Genomic DNA, 20,839 nt, shown 5'->3' with positions numbered 1-20,839 from the left:
CGTAATCTTTTAATATTGATTTTTGTTTTTTCCATTTTCTAATCTTAGTTCGAAATGATTTAAATGGTGCTACTGAATCTCTATTGGTCTTTATATCCCAGCTTTAGTATATTTTTTAGAAAATTTTCTATACCAACTAAAGGACTGGGCAGGTCAATTCCCAATGCATATAGACTCGATAAAATAAATCCAAAACACAAAATAGAACAAACTACTATCAATTCTTTTTTGCTATCTTTCTTTATCAAATTGGGCAAATCTATAAATGAAATAATTAGAAAAATTATAATTACATATAGCATTTAATTACCCTCCTCACTAGATGATATTTTCCTTATCTTAGCGACTGTTAATGTAATAAGCGGAAGTAAAAATTCATATATAAGCCATTGGAATGGAGTTATATTACTTCCATGCTCCATGTGTTGTATCATTGAATAGTATAAATTGGTAGAATAAATAATTATAATTATCCCAACTCCTATAACAATATTTTTGTGAGAGTTAAGTTTAAATATTTGGCTGATGACCAAAACTGATACATAATACAAGAAACTAATTTTAAAAAACATTAAAGTGATTAGAATTACTGCAAATAATACTTCCATTCTTCCTAAAGTGCTAGATAATCTTATCATTCTAAGAGTTTCGAAAGATGGAAAAGTAAACAGTGTAATTACATTGCCAAGAACCGCTATGTCTCTTAAAATGATAAGGATAAGGCTTATTCCACCAATTGCAAATCCTAATGTGAAATATTTTCCTATCTTGTTTTTAGGTATTTCAATATTAGGAGTAACCATTAAAAATACAACAATTTCTCCAAAAGGAATAGTAGAAATTATATGTGTTCCTTGTAGATATTTCATAAATGGTTGATTAAATATAGGTAAAAAATTATTAAAATCAATATCATTAAAAGCAAGAAAAAATGTAACTATAATAATGAATGAGGTAGTAAATGTAAAAAACAGGCTGTACCTAGTTACGATTTCTATTCCACCTCTAACAGCCCATGCGCATATACACATAAAAGAGACAAGTATCACTATTGTAGGAGTATCCGGCATTATAGCAATTCCCACGAAATCTCCCATATCCTTTAAATTTAAAGCAGATAAAGTTAAAAAGAAATATATATATATAAATGAAAATATCTTTCCTATGACTGGTCCAAACACCAAATCGTTAATTTCCACTAAATTTTTATTCGGAAAGTTTTTCATAAGGGCTGTATATATCCATAAAAATATCATCCCTATAAGAAATCCAAAGATACTAACTATCCATGAATCTTGTTTAGTTACTGATATAAAAAATGCTGTCAGTAAAGTTGATGCTTGAATAAAACAAGCTACAGCAAACATGAATTGAGATGCAGATATTTTGCCATTATCTATTTTCATCTGTTTTCTCCTCCATATAAAGAGAATTTAATACCTTACCGGTATCTGTTATCTCTAGATTTATATCTATTTCCATATCTAATTCGGGATATATTTCATCCCAATATTCTCTTAATTTTTCAAAATTTTTGGGATATTTACGATAAAATTCTGTCCCAAAACCATAAATATCTGCATTCAAATTCTTACTATAATTAAAGCAATCCAGTATTTCTTTTTTTAACTGTTCTACACAGGATCTTTGCAATATCGCAAATATCTCGTTAGTCTTCATGTCTTCAAATCCCTGTATTTCTCTTATGCTTACATCTCCTTTAAAATCAATTGAGATAAATGGCCCGTCAGCACCGAATTTAGGTTTATTTTTTAATTTTATATTTGATATACTTGTATCTGCATAGCCATGCTCTGTCTTTATATTAAAAGGAATTTCTCTGCAATTTCCCATAATCCAAGAATACCCCCTTACTCTTTCCAAATCTAACTCTCCTATATATTTATCTTCTTTTAAAATAGCTAGCCCTGATATTTCGGCCTCCGAATTTCCATTTTCACTATTCACAGTGACTATGGGGATAACAGGTGATGTAGTTTTTTCCATCATTTTGGAAGTTAAGTCTATAAGTTTAGTTGAAAGGACTTCATAGTCGCGAGACTCTGAATATATCATTTTTGATAATCCTATTGCAGAATTTTCTTCCTGTTCCATAGTAGCAGTTAATATATCTTTAGCTGTACTATCTGAAATTAAAACCCATGTTTCCATACGCATCTGATGTTCTCTTATAAAAACATCCATATATTTTTTGATGCCTTTTTTGGCTTGTTCTTTTCCGAAAATTATCACTTGGTTATGATGCAAAAATATACTGCGAGGAATTTGTTTTTCTAGTTTATCAATACCAGACAATATTCCGCTATCCGTGGCCTCCATAACAAAAAATGAACTTCCCTGACCTACAGCGCCCTTTTCATATCCAGTGGTCCCTTTAATTTTACTTACTTGGAGTGTCAAATCAATTTCATCATCATTTTCAGCAGCATCTATTCCCAAACCTGTAACTATTGAAATTGTATCCAATTCATTATTATCCCAGCATCCGGTTAAAATAAAATTTATTATTAAGATTATAATTAGATATATCCTGCGATTATACTTATTCATCAAAATTATCCTGTCCTTTTTGCTTTACATTTTCGTCCGATTTAACCGGAGGAATGATAACTTCCTTTCTTTGTTTATCTTTATAAACTATATTTTTTGGACGTTTCTCCATAATCCATAATGGCATTCTAATAAAACTATCCTGCTGATCTCTGGAAAACATCACTGCTCCAAAATAAGGGACGCCAAAAGATGTCATAGTTGCGAGCTGGACCAGCATTCCCAAAAATCCGATTGCAATTCCAAATCCTCCAAGAAAAGCTGCCAAGATCATCATTATTATCCGCAGCATAGATATGGAATCAGTTTGACTTGGAATTATAAAGCCTGCAACGGCAGTAATAGCAACTACAATCACCATAGGCGCACCGACTAATCCGGCAGAAACAGCTGCATCGCCAACAATCAAAGCTCCTACAATACTCATTGCTTGACCTACAGCACGAGGTAATCTTAGTCCGGCTTCCCTTAAAATTTCAAATGAAATCACCAGAACCAAGGCTTCAAACAAAGCAGGAAAAGGGGTTCCTTCTCTGGCAGTTGCCACTGTGAACAACAGCGTCGTTGGAATTAGCTCTTGGTGATAGGTTGACAATGCAATAAATATTGGAACTACAAATACTGCAATAAAAAAACAAAAAATTCTCATCAATCTTGTAATACTTGCATAAAATGCTCTGACATAATAATCTTCAGCAGTTTGAAAGCTTTCAATAAATAGCATAGGGACTGTTAATACAAATGGACTTCCATCTGAAATAATTGCGATACGCCCTTCCAAAATCTTTGAGGCAATCACATCCGGTTTCTCACTATATCCTACTGTAGAGAAAATAGAAAATGGAGATTCTTCAATATATTCCTCAATATATCCAGAATCTAATACGGCATCCACATCGATACTATCCAATCGTGTTCTTAATAGTTCAATAATTTCCGGTCTTGCAACTCCTTCTATATAAGCAATGCATACATTTGTAGCAGTTTTATGACCTATAGTCATATGATCCATTCTCAATTTGGGACTCTTAATTCTTCTTCTTAAAAGAGTGGTATTTGTCCGAAGATTTTCTGTAAACCCTTCTCTCGGACCCCGTATCACAGTTTCTGTTTGGGGTTCTGTTACATCTCTTTTTTCCCACATTTCCGTATTTATAATAAGTCCTTTTGAAAAACCATCTAATAGCATTACTGTACTTCCTGATAAACAACCATCTAAAATTTGAGAAAATAGATTGCTTTCAGTAACACTTCCTGAGCAAAGAATAGACCTGCGAATTTCACTTATAGTCAACTCTTCTAAGGATTTATATTTTTTTCTATTTGAAACAATAGGTTTTAAAATACTTTCGGTTATTTGAATGGTATTTACTAAACCATCTATATAAACCAATGCTCCAGAAAATTGATTATGCTCACCAAAAGCAAACTCATGTATTTTTAAGTCTTGACTTTCACCTATAGCCGATTTTATAAAATCTAAATTTTCTTCTAAATTTTTAGAAATAGCAAGCCCTCCATTTTCTAATATAGCATCATGATTGACTTTATTTCGATTTTGTGCTGAAACTATTTTTCTTGAAATGTATCTAAAAACCATTGTGCAAACACCTCATCTTTTTTATAAGATTGAATTATTAATATTGTTATCAATTAAAGTATAGATATTCATTTTTACATCTATTTTAAAAAAATCCCGGCCATAACAAAATTATGGTCGGGATTTTACTGCCCCCTCTATGTTTTCAACATCGAAAACTTTCCCCTATCATAGGAAAATCTCATAAAGACATTTGATTATAGGATTTATTAAAATGAAAACTTTAAATATACAACACTACTATCATATTTTTCGCCATTTGTTTCTACATAAACCATCTTATCTCCTAAAGGACTCCAAGCAGAAGTAGTAGCTGCACCTTGAATATTACCTTCCAGTTCAATATATTCATCGTTAAGCATATCATAGATATAAAAATTATTGATATCTTTATTATCTATAGTAGTCTTAAGATTGTAAGCAATCAATCGTTGATCCGGAGACCATGAAACTGCATAAATCTTTTCCCCTGCTGCAATTATTTTTTGGTTGCTTCCATCTATATCACAAAGCACCATATTACTTAGATTATCGCTGTTTTGTAATAGCAACATCCGATCACCATCAGTAGACGGAATTAAATCGTACACTGATTCAATATTTAAATCTGTCTTTTCCTTAGTAGCTTGATTGTACATGATTAATTTTTCATCAAATAAAGTATTGTAATAAATATTTCCCTTTATCTTTTCAGCAACATATATTCCTTCCTCATCTATATCCTCTATGATAGAAATTTCTCCTGTAGGATTTACTTCATATATTCTGTCAGTATAGCTCCCCCCAATTACTTGATTTCCATTCCATCTTGCACTTATGGCTCCCCCGATATTATCTCCACTAATTCCAAAGCTATCCAAGGTATCCATATTCATTACATAATAGGCTGGATCACCTAATGAATATTCAGAATACAAGAGGTATTTTTTATCTTCAGAAAAAGTTGCTCCCCCCAAAAACATATTTTTTCCCTCCCTTAATAACTTGTATTCCTTAGTATTGAAATTATAAAGATATAAGCTTCTTGGATAATAATCAGATACCTCTAATAACTCCATTTTATCTAATGAATCATTCTCCTTTGAGACAACTACCGTTTCCTCGTTCAGCCAATCAGATATTTCCATATTATCCATCTTCTCAATTTTCTCCACCTTTACAGCAGATTTTTTTATTTCTCTTCTATCATCAATAGTTATAGGCTCCTTTGGTTTACAGGCACTAAGAGTTATAATCAGACACAGAACAAGCAAAATTAATGACGCTTTGTTGTACTTCATTTAAATACCTCCTCGCTTTATATTCAGCATTTCCTATAGGCTTACAATATAATTATACAAATCATATAACTAATTACCATACCTAAACCTCCATATCTGTCATATCTGCTTAGTTTATTTTTACCTTAATATTATACTCAAGACAACCTCAAGCATTACAATTTATTTTCCCTATTGATTTCTTTAATTTACATTATTTAAAAATAACCCTTCCCCTAATTTTAAATCCCTCATCTAATGAACTCCTCTTTATATCCCACAGCTTCATCGCCGCAAAAAGTAATACTATAGATAATACCGTATAAAAAATTCTATTAGTAAATATGGCATGCTCTGCAAATTGAAATTCTGAATATGGAACTATATTATTGAATCTAATTATATATTTTGAAATCTGGTTATGGTGTATATCTGAACTATACAGCCAATATAAAAATTGTATGATAATAGGGACAATTCCGTTATCAAAGATAATTTGAAGAACATAACTCAAAGATGCAACAAACATAATAGTGGGCAAAATCCATAAAATAGCATATTTAAAAAAAGCTGTATACGAAATCGGGTCCCCTGTTATATTTGAAAAACCATGGAATAACCAAGTAGCATGAGCTGCCATTATCGCTACTATAATAAAAGCTGTAAGTATATCAGCTAAGTACTTTCCCCCCACATATTTAAAAGAAGAAATTTTTCTGGTATATATAAGTTCATCTGAACCATATCCTTTATCCTTAACAAATGTAAATCCAGTAACAAATACCATGAAAAACCCTATTGCTATCCCGATATAATCAGCAAAAAGTCTGGCATAAGCATTGGTAATTTTATCTTCTTTAAGAATAGTTTCATATTCCTTTTTCTCTACTTCGTAGGGCTCTCTCGCAGCAAAACATAAAAGATAATATTTTTCATTATAGGCTGTGTTTCCTCCTAAAGCTCTGTCTGCTTTTCCCATAATATTATCAAATTCCTCATCAGTCATATCAAAAAACTTATCTTCGAATTCTTTCACAACATCTTTTAAGACACTCTTCTCACTATCATTTATCTTTTCATATACTCTGTTGATTCCTTTAATCTTCAGAGTATCACCATGCTCATAATCCGCTTTCATATTTTCATATACACTTCTTGTAATTTCTTCATCATTAAGAATTAACATATCATCTTTTTCCCCCCATAGGACTTGCATATCTGTCCTTTGAGGTATAGGTTTTATCCAATTTCTTTTTAAATCTCCGACAAATTGGGTATAGTAAAACAAAAAAGTAGACACTAATAAAATTACAATAGTAATGCTCGTAAATTGATGTTTAAGTTCCTTTAAAAAAACCTTTCTAAACATATATGTCTACACCTCCTCTATAAGCTTCATATAGGCATCCTCTAATGTTAGAGAATTCACTTCTGTAATCATGTTCCCAACTGCACCATCATAAACGACCTTACCTTTGTTTAGAACTACTAAATTATTACAGCTTAATCTTATATCTTGTGCAGTATGAGTTGACAACAATACCGTCCTATCCTTTCCTATTTCAGAGAACATGTTTCTTATTTGAATCCCCTCTTCCGGATCAAGTCCTGCTGTTGGCTCATCTAATATCAATACTTCCGGTTCTCCTACCATAGCTACTGCTACCCCAAGCCTTCTCTTCATCCCCCCTGAAAGCGCCTTAGTCTTTACCTTAGATAGTTCTTGCAGATGTACTTCTTCCAATTTAGATAATATTTCAGCTTTAGAAAGTTTCTTATTGGAAAGTGCAGCAAAATAATCTAAAATTTCATATACTGTAAAATTAGGATAAAAAGAAAATTCTTGAGGAAGATATCCTATTATCTTTCTTATTTCTTTTTTGTTTTCACCGTTTATTCCATCAAAATAAACTTCTCCTGAAGTCTTAGGTATCAAGGTAGATAGTATTCTCAGCAATGTGGTCTTTCCGGCTCCATTTGGTCCTAAAATCCCATGAACGCCTTTATAGATGTTGATATTTATATCATCTAAAACCCTTTTACCTCCATAATCCTTCACAAGTCCTTTTACCTCAATATTCATAGTAAATCCTCCTCTTTACCTCTCTGAATAAAAAATATTCATATATCTGCGACGCAATCAAAAAAACGAGAGTTACTGCGGTCAATTGTACTATTCCTACACCAGTCCTTAAAAATAATATCAATGATAAAATAATCGGCGCTCCAAATATTAATAATATCCAACGCAGCTGAATTTTCTTTAATTTTCTTTTATTTTCTTTAATCTTTTCAATTTGAACTTTATCATATTCTAAAACATTAACTCGCTTCCAAACTTCATCTAAATATTTGCGATTATCTTCTCTACCCTCCATTTATTTCACCTCCTACTGATCAATTTCTTCGTTATATAAGGTTTTTAATTTTTTTCTTCCGCGAAAAATATTTATTTTAACTTGAGCTAAACTTATTCCCACTACTTCCGATATTTCCTTATAAGACAGTTCTTGAAAACCATATAGATAAAGTACTACTTTATACTTCTCATTTAAACTGTTAAAACTTTTTATAAAGCTCTTTCTTCGCTCCTTATCCAATATCTGTTCTTCCGGAGAAAAAGTGGAAATAGCATCTAAATCTATAGTTATATTTCTATTATTTTTTCTAATATAGTCGATTGCTCTATTATGTATAATGGAGAATAAATAGGATTTTAAAGTGCTATACTCTCTAATTCTTTCCCTATATACATAGATAAAAGCGAAGCTATCCTGTACTATATCTTCAGCAATATGGTAATCTTTTAATATATTTGCTGCAAAATTTACGGCTTCCTTTCTATATTCAATTACAAATTCCTCAAAGGCTTGTTGGTTTCCTTCTTTTAATAACTTTAACTTATCTTCCACCTTTTCACCTCCGCTACATTATTCTTTTTCCTCCTTATTACATGTATATAATAGAAAAATTAATCCCAATAGAACAAGCTCTAATCTCGTATAAATAAATGCATTTGGCAATTTAAAGGGTACAATCTCCATTTCCCTTCCTATAAGCATTGAAAGAGAATACATATCAAAAAAGTTGTTCCCAAATATATCTGCCCACATAGGGACTATATCGCCCCCTAAATTCAAAAACCCAATAAGAAATACTACAGGTATCAAAGTATATATTAATTTTACATTGATTTTCCCTAAAAGCATACTCAATCCTAAAAGGAATATAAAGGTTGGAAACAAAAAAGCAAATATGAACTTTATAAAACTTCCAAATTCACCATATCCAAACATGATCTTATAATATATAAAGCTCATGGAAATTGGAACTAATGATGTCAATATAAATATAACAAACACGGCAAAAGATTTCAGTATATAGTATTTAGTTTGGGTTATAGGAGATGAAAATATAATACTTCTTGCTCTCATCTCCTTATCGTTAAAAGTGCTTGATATAATAAATATCATAGAAACCATTAACAATGGAGAAATCAAATTTAGAAAAAGTGTATAACTCCAATCTGAAAAAGGAGCAGTTCCCATATATCCGCCTATAATCAGCCTAGTCAAAGAATCATAAGTACTTGCAACAATCAAAAGAACAATATACAGGTATTTCTTAGACCATACAATTCTTTTAATTTCATATCTCAACAGATTAATCAATCTCAAGCGCCTCCTCATCAAGATTCATTTCTTTAAGAAATTCATCATAAGTTAAATCTTTCAGCAGATGCCCTTTATATATTTTCTGCATTCCTTCTAAAAAAGCTTTTTCTCCTTGAATTTCTTCTCCTTTCAAAAGCTTAAGAGGCATTAGATAATATAATTCAGCTTTTCTCTTTTCCATTTCCAAAGATCTAATAAATTTTTCATTTAATTTCTCTTTCATATCATCATTCTTTATATAATAATAATTTTTAAGTTCATTTACCCTGTATTCCCATGGTTGTAGGAAAGCACCCGAAGAAATCATATCTCCAAATTCCTTCTGTGTATATTTATATGAAAAATAGTTTGCAAGTCCCTCAGATGACCAAGGAATATCCTCTATTACATTTACACCCGTTCCCCACCATTGGTGAGCCATTTCATGAGCTATTAGATTTAGATCATTAGCATAAACGTCTACCTTTCTAAAATCTTCTATTCCATTATTTTTACCCAATACAGAATACATGTCGTTATCACGATTTATAGTGTTTTCTGAAAAAGTTATAACATTTTCAGAAGAGTGCCCTCCCCTCTTATATATGGAAACCTCAGCAATCTTTAAGGGATACTCCTTTGAATAATATTTGCCAATATTTTGGGTATAATACTCCATCATATCTTTTATATGCTCTACTATTTGCATATTGTCCACATATTCTTCATGTTTTGGCGTATAGTAAAACTCAACAGCCATATTTAAAACATCAATTTGGACTTTCTTATATTTAGCTGCAAATGCTCCAATATCTGCAGTATGGGATTTATACTCAAATATCCACTTTTTGTTGCCATCAATTGTTTCTACTTCTACAAGTTTACCGGGTACTACCATAGTTAAATAATCCGGTGCCATGTAATATCCGGAAATGTCTATTATATCTCCTTCAACAACCAAAGGTCTGAAAATCCAATTAGAAGCTTCAAGCAAGTATATGCTATACTTAGAGATATATCCGGGCATTCCGCTGCCCACCCCATTTTTATCATATTTGACTTCTCCGTCATAGGAAAATTCTATATTTACCTTTTCCGCATTAGGTATGGGTACTTCAACGATATTTTTAATCTTTTTATATGATATTTCTTCTCCATTAACTTTTAAAGAATTTATTTTTAGTCCCTCATTTATATTAAACTTAACGGTATTTGAACCATTGTTTATAAAACTATATAAAATATGAGCATTCATCTTTCCATTTTCACTATCAAATTCAACTTCAGGATATATGCCTTCTAATTGTATTTTTTCATCTATGGGCATATCCAAATCACTCATCAATTCCATGGTATAAGGTTCTTTAGCATAAGTAAATCCACTGCCCAATAGGACAAGTATTGTTAAAGCTAATAATCCTTTGCTCTTAATATTTATGAAAAAGGAACTCCCAATCCCGCTTTCATATCTTCTTCTAAATAATAATCCTATAAAAAATATGGATAGTGAGATTAAAAGCCATAATAATCTATTGTAGATAATGGTATTTTCTACAGGGCCTATCCCTGCAAAATCTGAAACGATATCCAAATTTGTTTGCACCCAAGCTAACAAATAATTATTTGATTTTAAACTTTTTATAAAGAGCATAATAAAAGTTATGACGCTCATATCCAAACTCTCCGTTAAAAGATAGAGTCCTGATATTATCAAAATAGAAAATAAAAGAGTTGGAAAAAATATTACAAAATAGCTAAACAAGTAATAGAAAGCATCTATTGAAATACCATATATTAATTTTTGTATAGCCATTACAACTATCATTCCAACTATAGTTGTCAGAATAGCATAAAATATTATAGAGGTAATTCGTACCTTTATGATATTCAAATAGTCTAAATTCGATTCTATAATAGCCTTGCTTCTCTTTCGTTTATCTTTATCCAAATTAATTACTGTAAACAGAGCAAACAAAAGAGAGCAAATTGTTGCTCCAAACTTTGCAGAATTAAAGGATACAGTTGACGAAGTTCTTCTTATATAAAATAAATTGAAATCATTTGTCATATTTAATGAATTGATTCCTATTGATAGTATAATACATGCAGCCAAAATCAATAAAATAATTGCCTTTTCTTTAAACATATATTTGACTTCATTCTTAATCAATAAAAGTTTATCCGGCATTTTCCACTTCTCCTTTCAGCATGCAATATACATAAGCATCTTCTAAAGAAGGAGTTATCTTTTCAAAAGATGATGGCAAACTTTCTGATACTACTCTATATCTAGTTCCATGCGGAGTAATTACAGTGGAAGTAATCTTGAATTCACCCTTCATTCCACTTTCCAATATCTCTTCTCTGTTATTTCCTACAATCTCTATAGTTCCCACATGATCTAAAGCTCCTTTAACTAATTCGCTAGGCTCTCCTGCAAAGAGTATTTTCCCCTTATTTAGAACTATTATTGAATTACATATGGATTCTACGTCTTCAATTATGTGAGTGGACAATATAACTATTTTCTCTTTAGATCCTTCGGAAAATAAATTTCTAAACTTTATCCTTTCTTCCGGATCCAGCCCTACTGTTGGCTCGTCAACTATCAGTAGCTCAGGATTATTAAGTATCGCTTGAGCTATTCCTATCCTTTGTTTTTGTCCTCCTGAAAGAGTTTTTATCTTAAATTTTCTTTTTTCTTCTAGGCTTGTCAAGCTAATTGCCCTGTCAATTGATTTTCTTTTACTCCTATTTATACCTTTTAAGCAAGCCATATAGTCCAAAAACTCTTCAACGGTAAGCTCCTCATACAATCCAAAATCCTGCGGTAAGTATCCTAATCTTTCTTTTAGATGTTTTTCATTTTTGTTTAGTAAAACTCCATCTACTATTATATTTCCACTGGTAGGCAGCAATTGTCCTACTAACATCTTCATCAATGTACTTTTCCCTGCTCCATTTGGTCCTACAAATCCAATCATAGCTGGTGAATTTATTGCTAAATTGATATTATCAAGTGCCTTTACATTTTTATATTCTTTGCTGATATTCTCTAGTTTTATCTCCATTTATATCACCCTCCTTTATATATTCGAGAAAAGGTAATAAAAGTTACACTATAAAAATAATTTATATATAAAAAATGAAGAAGGACGGTTGAAGGAGTTTTAAGTCTTCAACTGTCCTGGTTTTTAAGTATATGGGGTGTTTACTTATTTCCTTCAATATTTCTTTGAAATAATATCCACGTAGTAGCAAAATAACATCCAAATAATATGAATAAAATCAATCCTGTAAGTAAAATATTCACTAGAATTGTCTTCATCCCCACATAAGCAGACAATTGCGCTGATGAGCTACGTATAAAATAGTATATCATCACACTTCCACATAACAATCCAATCACAAGAGGAAGTCCAAACCAAATGCTCATCTGCTTTAAAATAATTTTGTTGATTCTAATCTTAGGTACTCCTAATTTATCAATAACTTGAAATCTATATCTAAAATCTGAGGAATCAGCTAATTGCTGTAATGATAGTATGGTAAAGCACATTACAATAAGGACTACTCCCAAGTAAATTAAAATTAAACGTATCATTAAAGTTCCTGAAATCCCTTCATTTTGTTGGATAGTCTTTGTACGGATATCTGTCGTATTCATAGTAACTAAATCTTGATTTTCCATAGTAGTATGAAGATATTCTTCCAACTCAGAGGCTACAGAAAATGAAATAGGCTTTTCTGTAATTCCATAATAATTCATATTAGCAGTCATTAAATTTTCACAAATCTCATCTGGGAGTATATATATTACATCTGTATACAAATTATATAAAGATTCTCCTAAATTATTATCTAGGGGAGGATAATTGCTTTGAACCAAAACATTATCATCTACTTGTATAGTATCATGAGCCTCCATAAATTCCTTTATTTCCTCCTCATTAGCAATAGCTTGCCACTGAGTAGCAAATGTATTTGGTTCTAAACTTATTGGGCTTGCTCCTATCATAGATATAAGATGATTGTAATCAGATAAAGAAATCCCGAGGACTGGAAAATCATTTTTATATCTTTTATGGAAATCATCCTTATCTAAAAAATAAGTTTCTACTTTAACTCTATCTTTAAAAGGATATCCTCTTTTTTTTAAGAATTCATCTATAAAATTATAATTAATATTTGGTAAATTTTCTTTAGTTTCAATATTATTATATACAGTAAAAACTTGAACATCAAATATTGCTCTCTTATCTAAATAGCCTAAAGCCCAATCAGACAACATAGAGCTAGATATAAGTGCAACAAGTGAAAATAAAAAGGTAGTAGCAATTAAACTTTCTTCCATTTTCTCCCGTAAATCCTTTATCAAAGATACGAGGAATATCTTCTTCACCTATGCCTATACCATCATCTTTTACTGAAAGAGAAATCCCATTCCCAATTTTTGTAGTGTAAAACTTTATCTTCTTCGCCTTATATTTTACCGAATTTATAATAAGCTGATTTAAAATAAATAAAATCCATTTTGGATCTGTAAAAACCATATGCGGACAGTTAATATCGATAGAAACTTGATTATTTAAGATAAGTTGTTTATTGTCCCTGAGTGCATCTCCTACTACTTCTTCAAGTCTAACTTCTCCAACAAGATAGTCCTTTTCTGCTATTTCACTTCTAGCATAAAATAAAACTTGGTCCACATAACCTTCAGTTCGCTCTAATTCTTCCAAAAGTCTTCTTGAAGTATTTGTCTTATTGTTATCACAAATTAACTTCATAGCTGCTAAAGGTGTCTTAATTTCATGTACCCATTTTTCTATAAACTCTTTATACTCTTTTCCTTCTCCTTGAACTTTATTAATTTTTTCTATCATGGATTTGTTAGAAAGCCTAAGAACTCTTTGGTAAATAGCATCCTCAGCAGTTTGCGGTTTATCCATTAATTCTAAAATAAGATATCTTTCCTCTAAATTTTCACAGGTATGAAGCAGTCCTTCTAAGAACCTCTTCCGCCTATAGTATTGTATGACTAAAGAAAACACAAGCACAACATTCCAAACTAATATAATGAGAAAAATATCTGAAATGCCATTTCCTATGGCAAACATATATAAGGCTAGGAGCACCATCAGCATAATATTGACTATAATTATCAGTGCTTTATCCTTTAAATAATTTCTAAATTTCATATCATATACCCCTGTCCATGCTTTGTACAAATAAAATCATAAATTCCCAATTCTTTTAACTTGCTGCGAATGCGAGTAATATTAACACTTAATGTATTATCATCAATAAATATAGAATTATCCCAAAGATAATCCATGATTTCCATACGTGATACAATAGTCCCCTTATTTTTAAATAAAATATATAATATCTTTAGTTCATTCTTTGTCAATTCCATCTTATTATCATTATATTCTATCATACCAGATTCTAAATGGAGTTGTACCCCTTTATGAATAAGTTTCTGGTCTAAACTTTCACCATAAACACGATTTAAAATCCTTGTCATCCTTGCCAGAAGTATAGAAACATTAAAGGGTTTAGTTATAAAATCATCTGCCCCTAGAGTAATTCCTTGTAGTTCATCCATTCTATTATCTCTACTGGTTATAAAGATAATAGGAATATTAGTCGATGAACGTATCTGAATACAAAGATGAAATCCATCCTGTTCAGGTAAATTTATATCAAGTAATATTAAATGAGGATTTTCCCTTTGAATCATCGAAGGAATTTCAGAGAAATCTGTAGGTAAACAAACTTCATATCCATTATTTTTAAGAAGTATTCCCAACTCCTCACGAATTCCTTTATCATCATCTATTATTGCAATTTTATACATGGAGTACATCTCCCTTTTCCTTGTCTTTTAATACTTTTTACTTAATTTTTTATAAATAATAACCCCAATAATATATTGAAATACTAACAATCCCCCTAAATATAAAACTATCAAACGAGTATCTCCTACAATTTCTAAACTTCCAAGAATAGAAAATACAACTATGGAGATTGATAAGACAATTAAACCTAAAATATAGGCATATCTACCAGATTTATCTCTTAACATTTCTTTTCTTTCATCGTGTAATTCAACATTTTCCTTTTCTATCTTTTCTTTATATTTATCTTTATTTTCCGGTCTTATCCAATAGTAATATTTCCACAACATAACTATGCCACTACTAATACCTGCTCCTGCAAATCCACTCAATAAACTGTTTAATTTAGTTTCAAATAGCAATGCAGTAACTAAACATATCATACCAACTAACAAAAATAACAATCCAGTTATAAAATTATTCTTTTTCATATTTATCGCTCCCTTCATAAATAAAAATTTTTTCGATTCTTTTCCCAAAAAAATTAGAAATAATAAATGCTAGTTCCAATGAGGGATTATACTTTCCTGTCTCAATGGAGCTAACAGTCTGTCTTGAAACACGAATTGCTTTAGCAAATTCCTCTTGGCTCAATCCTTTCTCTTTACGTAATATTTCTACTTTATTTTTCAATAAATAACACCCTCTATCTTGACAAGTTTCCTTTACATATAAAATACCACATACTTATAATTTTGTAAAGTTTCCTTTACAAGTTTGCAGTTTGAATATCCATTTAAAAAAATCCCGACCATTATAAAATTATGATCGGGATTTTTGAATATAGTTTAATTTAATAATTCCTACTGAGCATTGACAACATTTACAATATCCATTTCATTTATTTTCTTCACCGGGCTGATGACGGACAAAATCGTAGTCCCAACAGCAATAACGATAATTACAACAAGTGGAATAATTGGCAACTCCCATTCAAGTCCCCAGCGTGAAGTAATCATTGAACGATAAATAATTCTGTAAAGCGGCAATCCCAAAATACACCCCATTAGGCATCCACAAACTGCATAGGTACTGGATTCGGCAAATACCAAGTGATGAAGTTGTTTCCCCGACATCCCCACTGCCCGCATTACGCCATATTGATTCATTCTGCTGGTAACGCTCATATTTATGCTGTTTATAATATTAAATACAGTAATAGCTGCAATAAGCAATAAAAATCCATATATAAAGATTGCAAAAGAATAGAACGTAGCTTTAGTCTCCTCGTTTTTTTGACGTTGATCTGAAAACTTCATTTGTAATGTTGTCAAATTGCGTATCTTGGAAACCGTATCATCATCAGCACCTTTTTTAAGCTGCACATCGATTATCGTATATCCTGTTTCTCCTGTCAAATCTTTAAATAGTCTTTCCGAACAAATTACTGTTTCAACCCCGTCCTCCCTATCAAATGGAGTATCAGACAATATGCCGGCGATTTTAACCTTTTTCTCACTTGAAGGCAATCTTAAAATAATAATATCTCCTACCTCATAATTCAAATCTTCCGAATAGGCAATAAGCACACTGTCCATTCCTTTAACTGCTTCATCAATACTTCCACAAGTCAACTTTTCCTTAGCCCAATTAAATTGATTTTCTTCATAGGAAATTAAGTTGATTTTGCCATTACCATATTTACTTGCTACAGACATATCATATGCAAACATTCGGCCATATACACGCTTTATATCAGGATTTCTCTTTAATTCTTCAAGTAGATTTACATCCAATAAACAAGTATTATCCTCACTTATAATAGAAATGTCCGGCGTATAAGGTCTTAATGGCTTCAATGCCTGATGCATAAAATTAACCAGTACGCTAAAGGATAAAAATAATACAATGCTTATGCCAAAAGAACCCGTCATCAACAAAATATTTTTCCTACTGGCAAAAGCATGATTAATTCCCATAGCAATATCTATCCGGCTATTTTTGGGTTTTACTATTGATTTGAACTTATGAATTCCATTTTGAGCAACATTTCCTGTCACTGCGCTAAGTGGAGAAACTGAGGACGCTTTTTTACATGGAGAAAAGGATGCAAGTATTACCGTCAAAAAACCTACTATAGTTCCTGCAAGCAAACTAAGCCAGCTAATACCAAATAAAGGCATATTGCTAAAATAAACAGGAGTTATATATTTTAAAAATGCTGAAGATATCCAAATGATAATTGTTCCTGCTAACAATCCTATTGGAATCCCTTTAAGACTGAAATTGATTCCTTGCAACAAAACAATCCTTTTTATTTGTTTTTTAGAAGCTCCAAGACAAGAGAGCATCCCATAAAACTGAGTACGTTCCATAACTTCCATATTAAAACTGCTTGCAATCATTAAAGTTCCTGCAGCCAAAACCAACACAAACAATACAGCCGCAGTCTTGTAGAGCATCATCATATAGCTATTGCGGCTTTGACCTACCAGTCCCAGAAGCATGGCATTTTCCGAAACCTGTTTATCTGTTAATTTGAAGTTAGCTTTGATTTCATCAATTGATTTTTGCATATTAACGCCTTTTTTGAATTGAACATGATAGCGGCTTTCATCCCTATTCCCCGTTATATTATGCATTCCTTCATTGGATAGGTACAAACCATGAACATCTTGTTCCTTAAGGTTTGCAAAGTCTTTGTATACCCCAACCACAGTATATTTAGCTCCTCTTCCATCCGGCAAAGTTATAGAAATTATATCCCCCAGTGAAATATGAAACTGTTCTATGGCTCGCCTATCAAGTAAACATTCCTCAATTCCTTTGGGAAAGCGTCCTTCCTCAATATCAATTCCCATCTCATAACTAATAGCTTCTTCACCGCCTACTACTGCCAATGTTTTTCCATTGAGTATACTATTACCGGCATTATAAAATCCATGTACCCATCCAGAGGTTTCCACATCTATACGATTTCCAATTAATTTTGCAGTTTCATCATCAATGCCTTTTATACTGATATGATAATTACCATACTGCTTAATAGCATCTATCTTTCTTGTTATGATTTCCATGTCTGCCATACCAAAAATTGCCGTAACTAAACACACTGCTATTGCAATGCATATAATCGTCATGCGGTTTTTTTTATTGTGAACTTTTGCATATTCTCCCACTAAATTGAGATAGCTTTTCATTCACCATGCACCCCCAAATCCGTCAACACACCATCGGAAATTTCCAGTACACGGTCGGCAACAGAAGCAATACTTTGATTGTGAGTTATCATAATTATCGTTTGCTGATGCTTGTAAGCAGCAGCCTTTAACAATGAGACAACTTCCTTACTGTTTTTGCTGTCAAGATTTCCAGTTGGCTCATCTGCTAAAATTAAGATAGGATTGGTAATAAGAGCCCTCCCGATTGCAACACGCTGTTGCTGTCCTCCGGAAAGCTGTCTGGGTAAATAATTTCTCCTGTCCTTTAAACTTAGTGCTTCTAAAATTTCCTCAACATTTGCTTTATTTGGTTTTTTATAATCCAAAAGCAAAGGAAAAATAATATTTTGCTCTACACTAAGCTCCGGAATTAAATTATATGCTTGAAAAATAAATCCAATATTTCTGCGCCGAAAAATAGTCAATTGTTCTTCTTTCATGGAGAAAATGTCCTTACCGTCGATAAAAACTTTCCCTAAAGTTGGTGTATCCAATGCCCCGATTGCATTTAAAAGCGTACTCTTTCCTGAACCTGACTCTCCTACTACAGCAACAAATTCACCTTTAGAAATTGAAAATGATACATTTTTAAGCGCTTCTACCTTGGTATCTTCACTTCCGAAAGTCTTATACAAATTATTTACTTCTAATATGTTCATTTTCTTACCGCCTTTCATCGTTACTGATACCAAAATATCATATACAGCTTACTTTTAGATGAATTTCAGCTTACAGATTTGTAAGTTTTTAGAAAATCAAGGGTAAAAATACTTCCCTCTCCCAATGTACTCTCTACAATAACAGTACCGTTATGAGCCTCTACAATTGATTTTACCAATGATAATCCTAATCCTATCCCCTGCCTGTCCTGTGAAAAGCTGCTTCTGTAAAATCGTTTAAAAATGTGATGAATATCCTCAGGATGTATGCCATTACCATTATCTTTTATAATAATCTTTGTAATAAGAGGAGATTCATTCCATTCAATTTCTATTTTCCCCCCTGCTTCCATATGATCCAGCGCATTTTTAATAATATTTCCTATGGCTTCTATCATCCAGTCCTTGTCGCAATAAAGAAAAGCATCGTAAGAGCCGTTTACCACGATACTTTTCTGTTCTATTTGAGCTCTGGTTTCAAAGCTTGAAACAGTCTTTTGTATGATACTTTCAATATTTTCTTCTTTTTTATTCAATAGTATTGCTCCTGCATCAAACCTTGTAACCTTTAAGAGATTTTGAATCAAAACTTCTATGCGTCCTAATGCACTTTCCGTTTTTGATGCAAATTTTTTTACGGTTTCTTCATTTCCGCTTTCCTCTTGTATTATTTCATTGTACATCTTTAAAGCAGTAAGAGGTGTTTTCAACTGATGGGAAATGTCTGCAATGGTATCTTTCAAAAACTCTTTGATATGCTTCTCTTTCCCGCCATATGTATTTAAAGAAGTAGCCATTGAATTGATAGATGCAAATAATTCATACAAACTTCCTTCTTCATCATCATCAATCCGCACCGTTGAATCTCCCCTCATAAAGGTATTGATGGCAAAACCAGCTTTTTCAATCATATTTTGCTGTCTTTTAAAATATATAAAAAATGCTGTAATGATTGACATTCCAAATATAATTGAGCCTAATATAGTAATTAAACGATATTTAAAAATAAGCTTATCCATATCAGGCAGGAATTTATCGTTAATATCCGTTTCATACCCTAGTGATACCAAGAGATTTTTTCCAGCAGAGATTTCTCCTTCCGTCTTCCCAGTTTTAAATGCAGCAGAAACATCAGAAGGGCTTGTCCCATGCTCCAATAAATATCCTGCTACCCCATAATCATGACCCAGCATCCTCACTTTAAAATCTTTTACAATCCCTTGAGAAAAAATTAGGCAAATTACCAAAAATAATATTATAACAGCTGAAATTCCCAAAAACAATCTTCTAATATCTTTATTAGTAAGTATTTTCATAATATTAGCAGCCCCTTATTATTTTACTACATTCCATTTGTAGCCGATACCGCGTACTGTAAGAAGTATTTGAGGGTGGTCCGGATTATCTTCTATTTTACGTCTCAACCTCCTTACATATACGGAAAGAGTATTGTCATCTATGAAGTCTCCGTCCCCATCCCACAATTTATCCAATATACCTGTCCGTGTTAAAGTGATATTTGGATTTTGCATCAACAAGCTAAGTAATTTAAATTCACTTACAGTTAGTTCCAATGCCTGTCCATTTTTTAAGGCTCGATTGTTCATAAATTCAATAGTAATACCATTTGAAGATACTGCAGAAGTTTCCTTTTGAAAAGCGTTTGATCTGCGGAGCAATGCCTTTATTCTAGCAATAAGCTCGTTCAATTTAAAGGGCTTGGTAATGTAATCGTCTCCCCCAATATCCAAGCCCATAACTACATTTACTTCTTCGTCGGAAGCCGTCAAAAAAATAATCGGTACAGTTGAAGTCAATCGCACCCTCTTACAGATTTCAAAACCCATTCCATCCGGTAATGTTAAATCCAAAATCAGCAAGTCATACTTTCTATCTGCACAAAAGGAAAAAGCTTCTCTTACAGTCCTTGCAATATCAACGCTAAATCCATTTTTATTAAGAGAATACTCTAAACCATCTATTAAGTTCAAATCGTCTTCAACTAACAATATATTTTCCATTTATAAATTCCCCTT

General features: G+C 31.9%; 21 protein-coding genes. All 21 read right to left on the bottom strand.

The features are described from left to right. Nucleotides 1-80 precede the first annotated feature (80 nt). Nucleotides 81-302 (bottom strand): hypothetical protein, encoded by a 222-nt coding sequence (locus H8707_RS01245; RefSeq protein ID WP_262428326.1) that lies wholly within the window; start codon nt 300-302, stop codon nt 81-83. Further along, complete coding sequence (locus H8707_RS01240) at nt 303-1,406, bottom strand: GerAB/ArcD/ProY family transporter (RefSeq protein WP_262428325.1); 1,104 nt, start codon at nt 1,404-1,406, stop codon at nt 303-305. Continuing rightward, nucleotides 1,393-2,571, bottom strand: a complete 1,179-nt coding sequence (locus tag H8707_RS01235) for a Ger(x)C family spore germination protein (RefSeq protein ID WP_262428324.1) — start codon at nt 2,569-2,571, stop codon at nt 1,393-1,395. The genes H8707_RS01240 and H8707_RS01235 overlap by 14 nt, the downstream gene beginning before the upstream one ends. After that, nucleotides 2,564-4,171, bottom strand: a complete 1,608-nt coding sequence (locus H8707_RS01230; RefSeq protein ID WP_262428323.1) for a spore germination protein — start codon at nt 4,169-4,171, stop codon at nt 2,564-2,566. The genes H8707_RS01235 and H8707_RS01230 overlap by 8 nt, the downstream gene beginning before the upstream one ends. A gap of 209 nt (nt 4,172-4,380) precedes the next feature. Then, nucleotides 4,381-5,451, bottom strand: a complete 1,071-nt coding sequence (locus tag H8707_RS01225; RefSeq protein ID WP_262428322.1) for a TolB-like translocation protein — start codon at nt 5,449-5,451, stop codon at nt 4,381-4,383. A 193-nt stretch (nt 5,452-5,644) separates the two neighbouring features. Further along, on the bottom strand, nt 5,645-6,799 hold the full coding sequence (locus H8707_RS01220) for an ABC transporter permease (protein ID WP_262428321.1): 1,155 nt from the start codon (nt 6,797-6,799) through the stop codon (nt 5,645-5,647). Between the two features lie 6 nt (nt 6,800-6,805). Next, nucleotides 6,806-7,513: an ATP-binding cassette domain-containing protein gene (locus H8707_RS01215; RefSeq protein ID WP_262428320.1), complete on the bottom strand. Its 708-nt coding sequence runs from the start codon at nt 7,511-7,513 to the stop codon at nt 6,806-6,808. Next, entirely contained in the window at nt 7,503-7,808 is a 306-nt protein-coding gene (locus tag H8707_RS01210; protein WP_262428319.1) for a hypothetical protein, read from the bottom strand. The genes H8707_RS01215 and H8707_RS01210 overlap by 11 nt, the downstream gene beginning before the upstream one ends. Nucleotides 7,809-7,820: 12 nt before the next feature. Beyond that, nucleotides 7,821-8,342 carry an RNA polymerase sigma factor gene (locus H8707_RS01205; RefSeq protein ID WP_262428318.1) on the bottom strand — a complete coding sequence of 174 codons (522 nt, stop codon included), beginning with the start codon at nt 8,340-8,342 and terminating at the stop codon, nt 7,821-7,823. Between the two features lie 18 nt (nt 8,343-8,360). Beyond that, nucleotides 8,361-9,101 (bottom strand): hypothetical protein, encoded by a 741-nt coding sequence (locus tag H8707_RS01200; RefSeq protein ID WP_262428317.1) that lies wholly within the window; start codon nt 9,099-9,101, stop codon nt 8,361-8,363. Continuing rightward, nucleotides 9,094-11,271: a M1 family aminopeptidase gene (locus tag H8707_RS01195; protein ID WP_262428316.1), complete on the bottom strand. Its 2,178-nt coding sequence runs from the start codon at nt 11,269-11,271 to the stop codon at nt 9,094-9,096. Before H8707_RS01195 ends, H8707_RS01200 begins: the two co-directional genes overlap by 8 nt. Continuing rightward, on the bottom strand, nt 11,261-12,154 hold the full coding sequence (locus tag H8707_RS01190) for an ABC transporter ATP-binding protein (protein WP_262428315.1): 894 nt from the start codon (nt 12,152-12,154) through the stop codon (nt 11,261-11,263). The genes H8707_RS01195 and H8707_RS01190 overlap by 11 nt, the downstream gene beginning before the upstream one ends. A 140-nt stretch (nt 12,155-12,294) precedes the next feature. Next, on the bottom strand, nt 12,295-13,461 hold the full coding sequence (locus H8707_RS01185) for a hypothetical protein (RefSeq protein ID WP_262428314.1): 1,167 nt from the start codon (nt 13,459-13,461) through the stop codon (nt 12,295-12,297). Continuing rightward, the gene (locus H8707_RS01180) at nt 13,379-14,281 is read right to left on the bottom strand and encodes a sensor histidine kinase (RefSeq protein WP_262428313.1); all 903 of its coding nucleotides are present in this window, start codon (nt 14,279-14,281) and stop codon (nt 13,379-13,381) included. The genes H8707_RS01185 and H8707_RS01180 overlap by 83 nt, the downstream gene beginning before the upstream one ends. Continuing rightward, nucleotides 14,278-14,943, bottom strand: coding sequence for a response regulator transcription factor (locus tag H8707_RS01175; protein ID WP_262428312.1), 666 nt, complete (start codon nt 14,941-14,943; stop codon nt 14,278-14,280). Before H8707_RS01175 ends, H8707_RS01180 begins: the two co-directional genes overlap by 4 nt. 27 nt (nt 14,944-14,970) lie before the next feature. Further along, nucleotides 14,971-15,414, bottom strand: coding sequence for a hypothetical protein (locus H8707_RS01170; RefSeq protein WP_262428311.1), 444 nt, complete (start codon nt 15,412-15,414; stop codon nt 14,971-14,973). Next, nucleotides 15,401-15,616: a helix-turn-helix transcriptional regulator gene (locus tag H8707_RS01165; RefSeq protein WP_262428310.1), complete on the bottom strand. Its 216-nt coding sequence runs from the start codon at nt 15,614-15,616 to the stop codon at nt 15,401-15,403. Before H8707_RS01165 ends, H8707_RS01170 begins: the two co-directional genes overlap by 14 nt. 170 nt (nt 15,617-15,786) lie before the next feature. Then, nucleotides 15,787-18,123 (bottom strand): ABC transporter permease, encoded by a 2,337-nt coding sequence (locus tag H8707_RS01160; RefSeq protein ID WP_262428309.1) that lies wholly within the window; start codon nt 18,121-18,123, stop codon nt 15,787-15,789. Beyond that, nucleotides 18,120-18,803, bottom strand: coding sequence for an ABC transporter ATP-binding protein (locus tag H8707_RS01155; protein WP_262428308.1), 684 nt, complete (start codon nt 18,801-18,803; stop codon nt 18,120-18,122). Before H8707_RS01155 ends, H8707_RS01160 begins: the two co-directional genes overlap by 4 nt. 65 nt (nt 18,804-18,868) lie before the next feature. Further along, nucleotides 18,869-20,119, bottom strand: a complete 1,251-nt coding sequence (locus tag H8707_RS01150; RefSeq protein WP_262428307.1) for a sensor histidine kinase — start codon at nt 20,117-20,119, stop codon at nt 18,869-18,871. Between the two features lie 18 nt (nt 20,120-20,137). Continuing rightward, the gene (locus H8707_RS01145; RefSeq protein ID WP_262428306.1) at nt 20,138-20,824 is read right to left on the bottom strand and encodes a response regulator transcription factor; all 687 of its coding nucleotides are present in this window, start codon (nt 20,822-20,824) and stop codon (nt 20,138-20,140) included. Between the last annotated feature and the right edge of the window lie 15 nt (nt 20,825-20,839).

Origin of the sequence: Paratissierella segnis (assembly GCF_014385195.1) — a bacterium.
In the GTDB taxonomy this organism is placed as follows: domain Bacteria; phylum Bacillota; class Clostridia; order Tissierellales; family Tissierellaceae; genus Paratissierella; species Paratissierella segnis.
The sequence above is the reverse complement of the archived record's forward strand: the minus strand, read 5'-3'. Positions and strand labels throughout refer to the sequence as shown.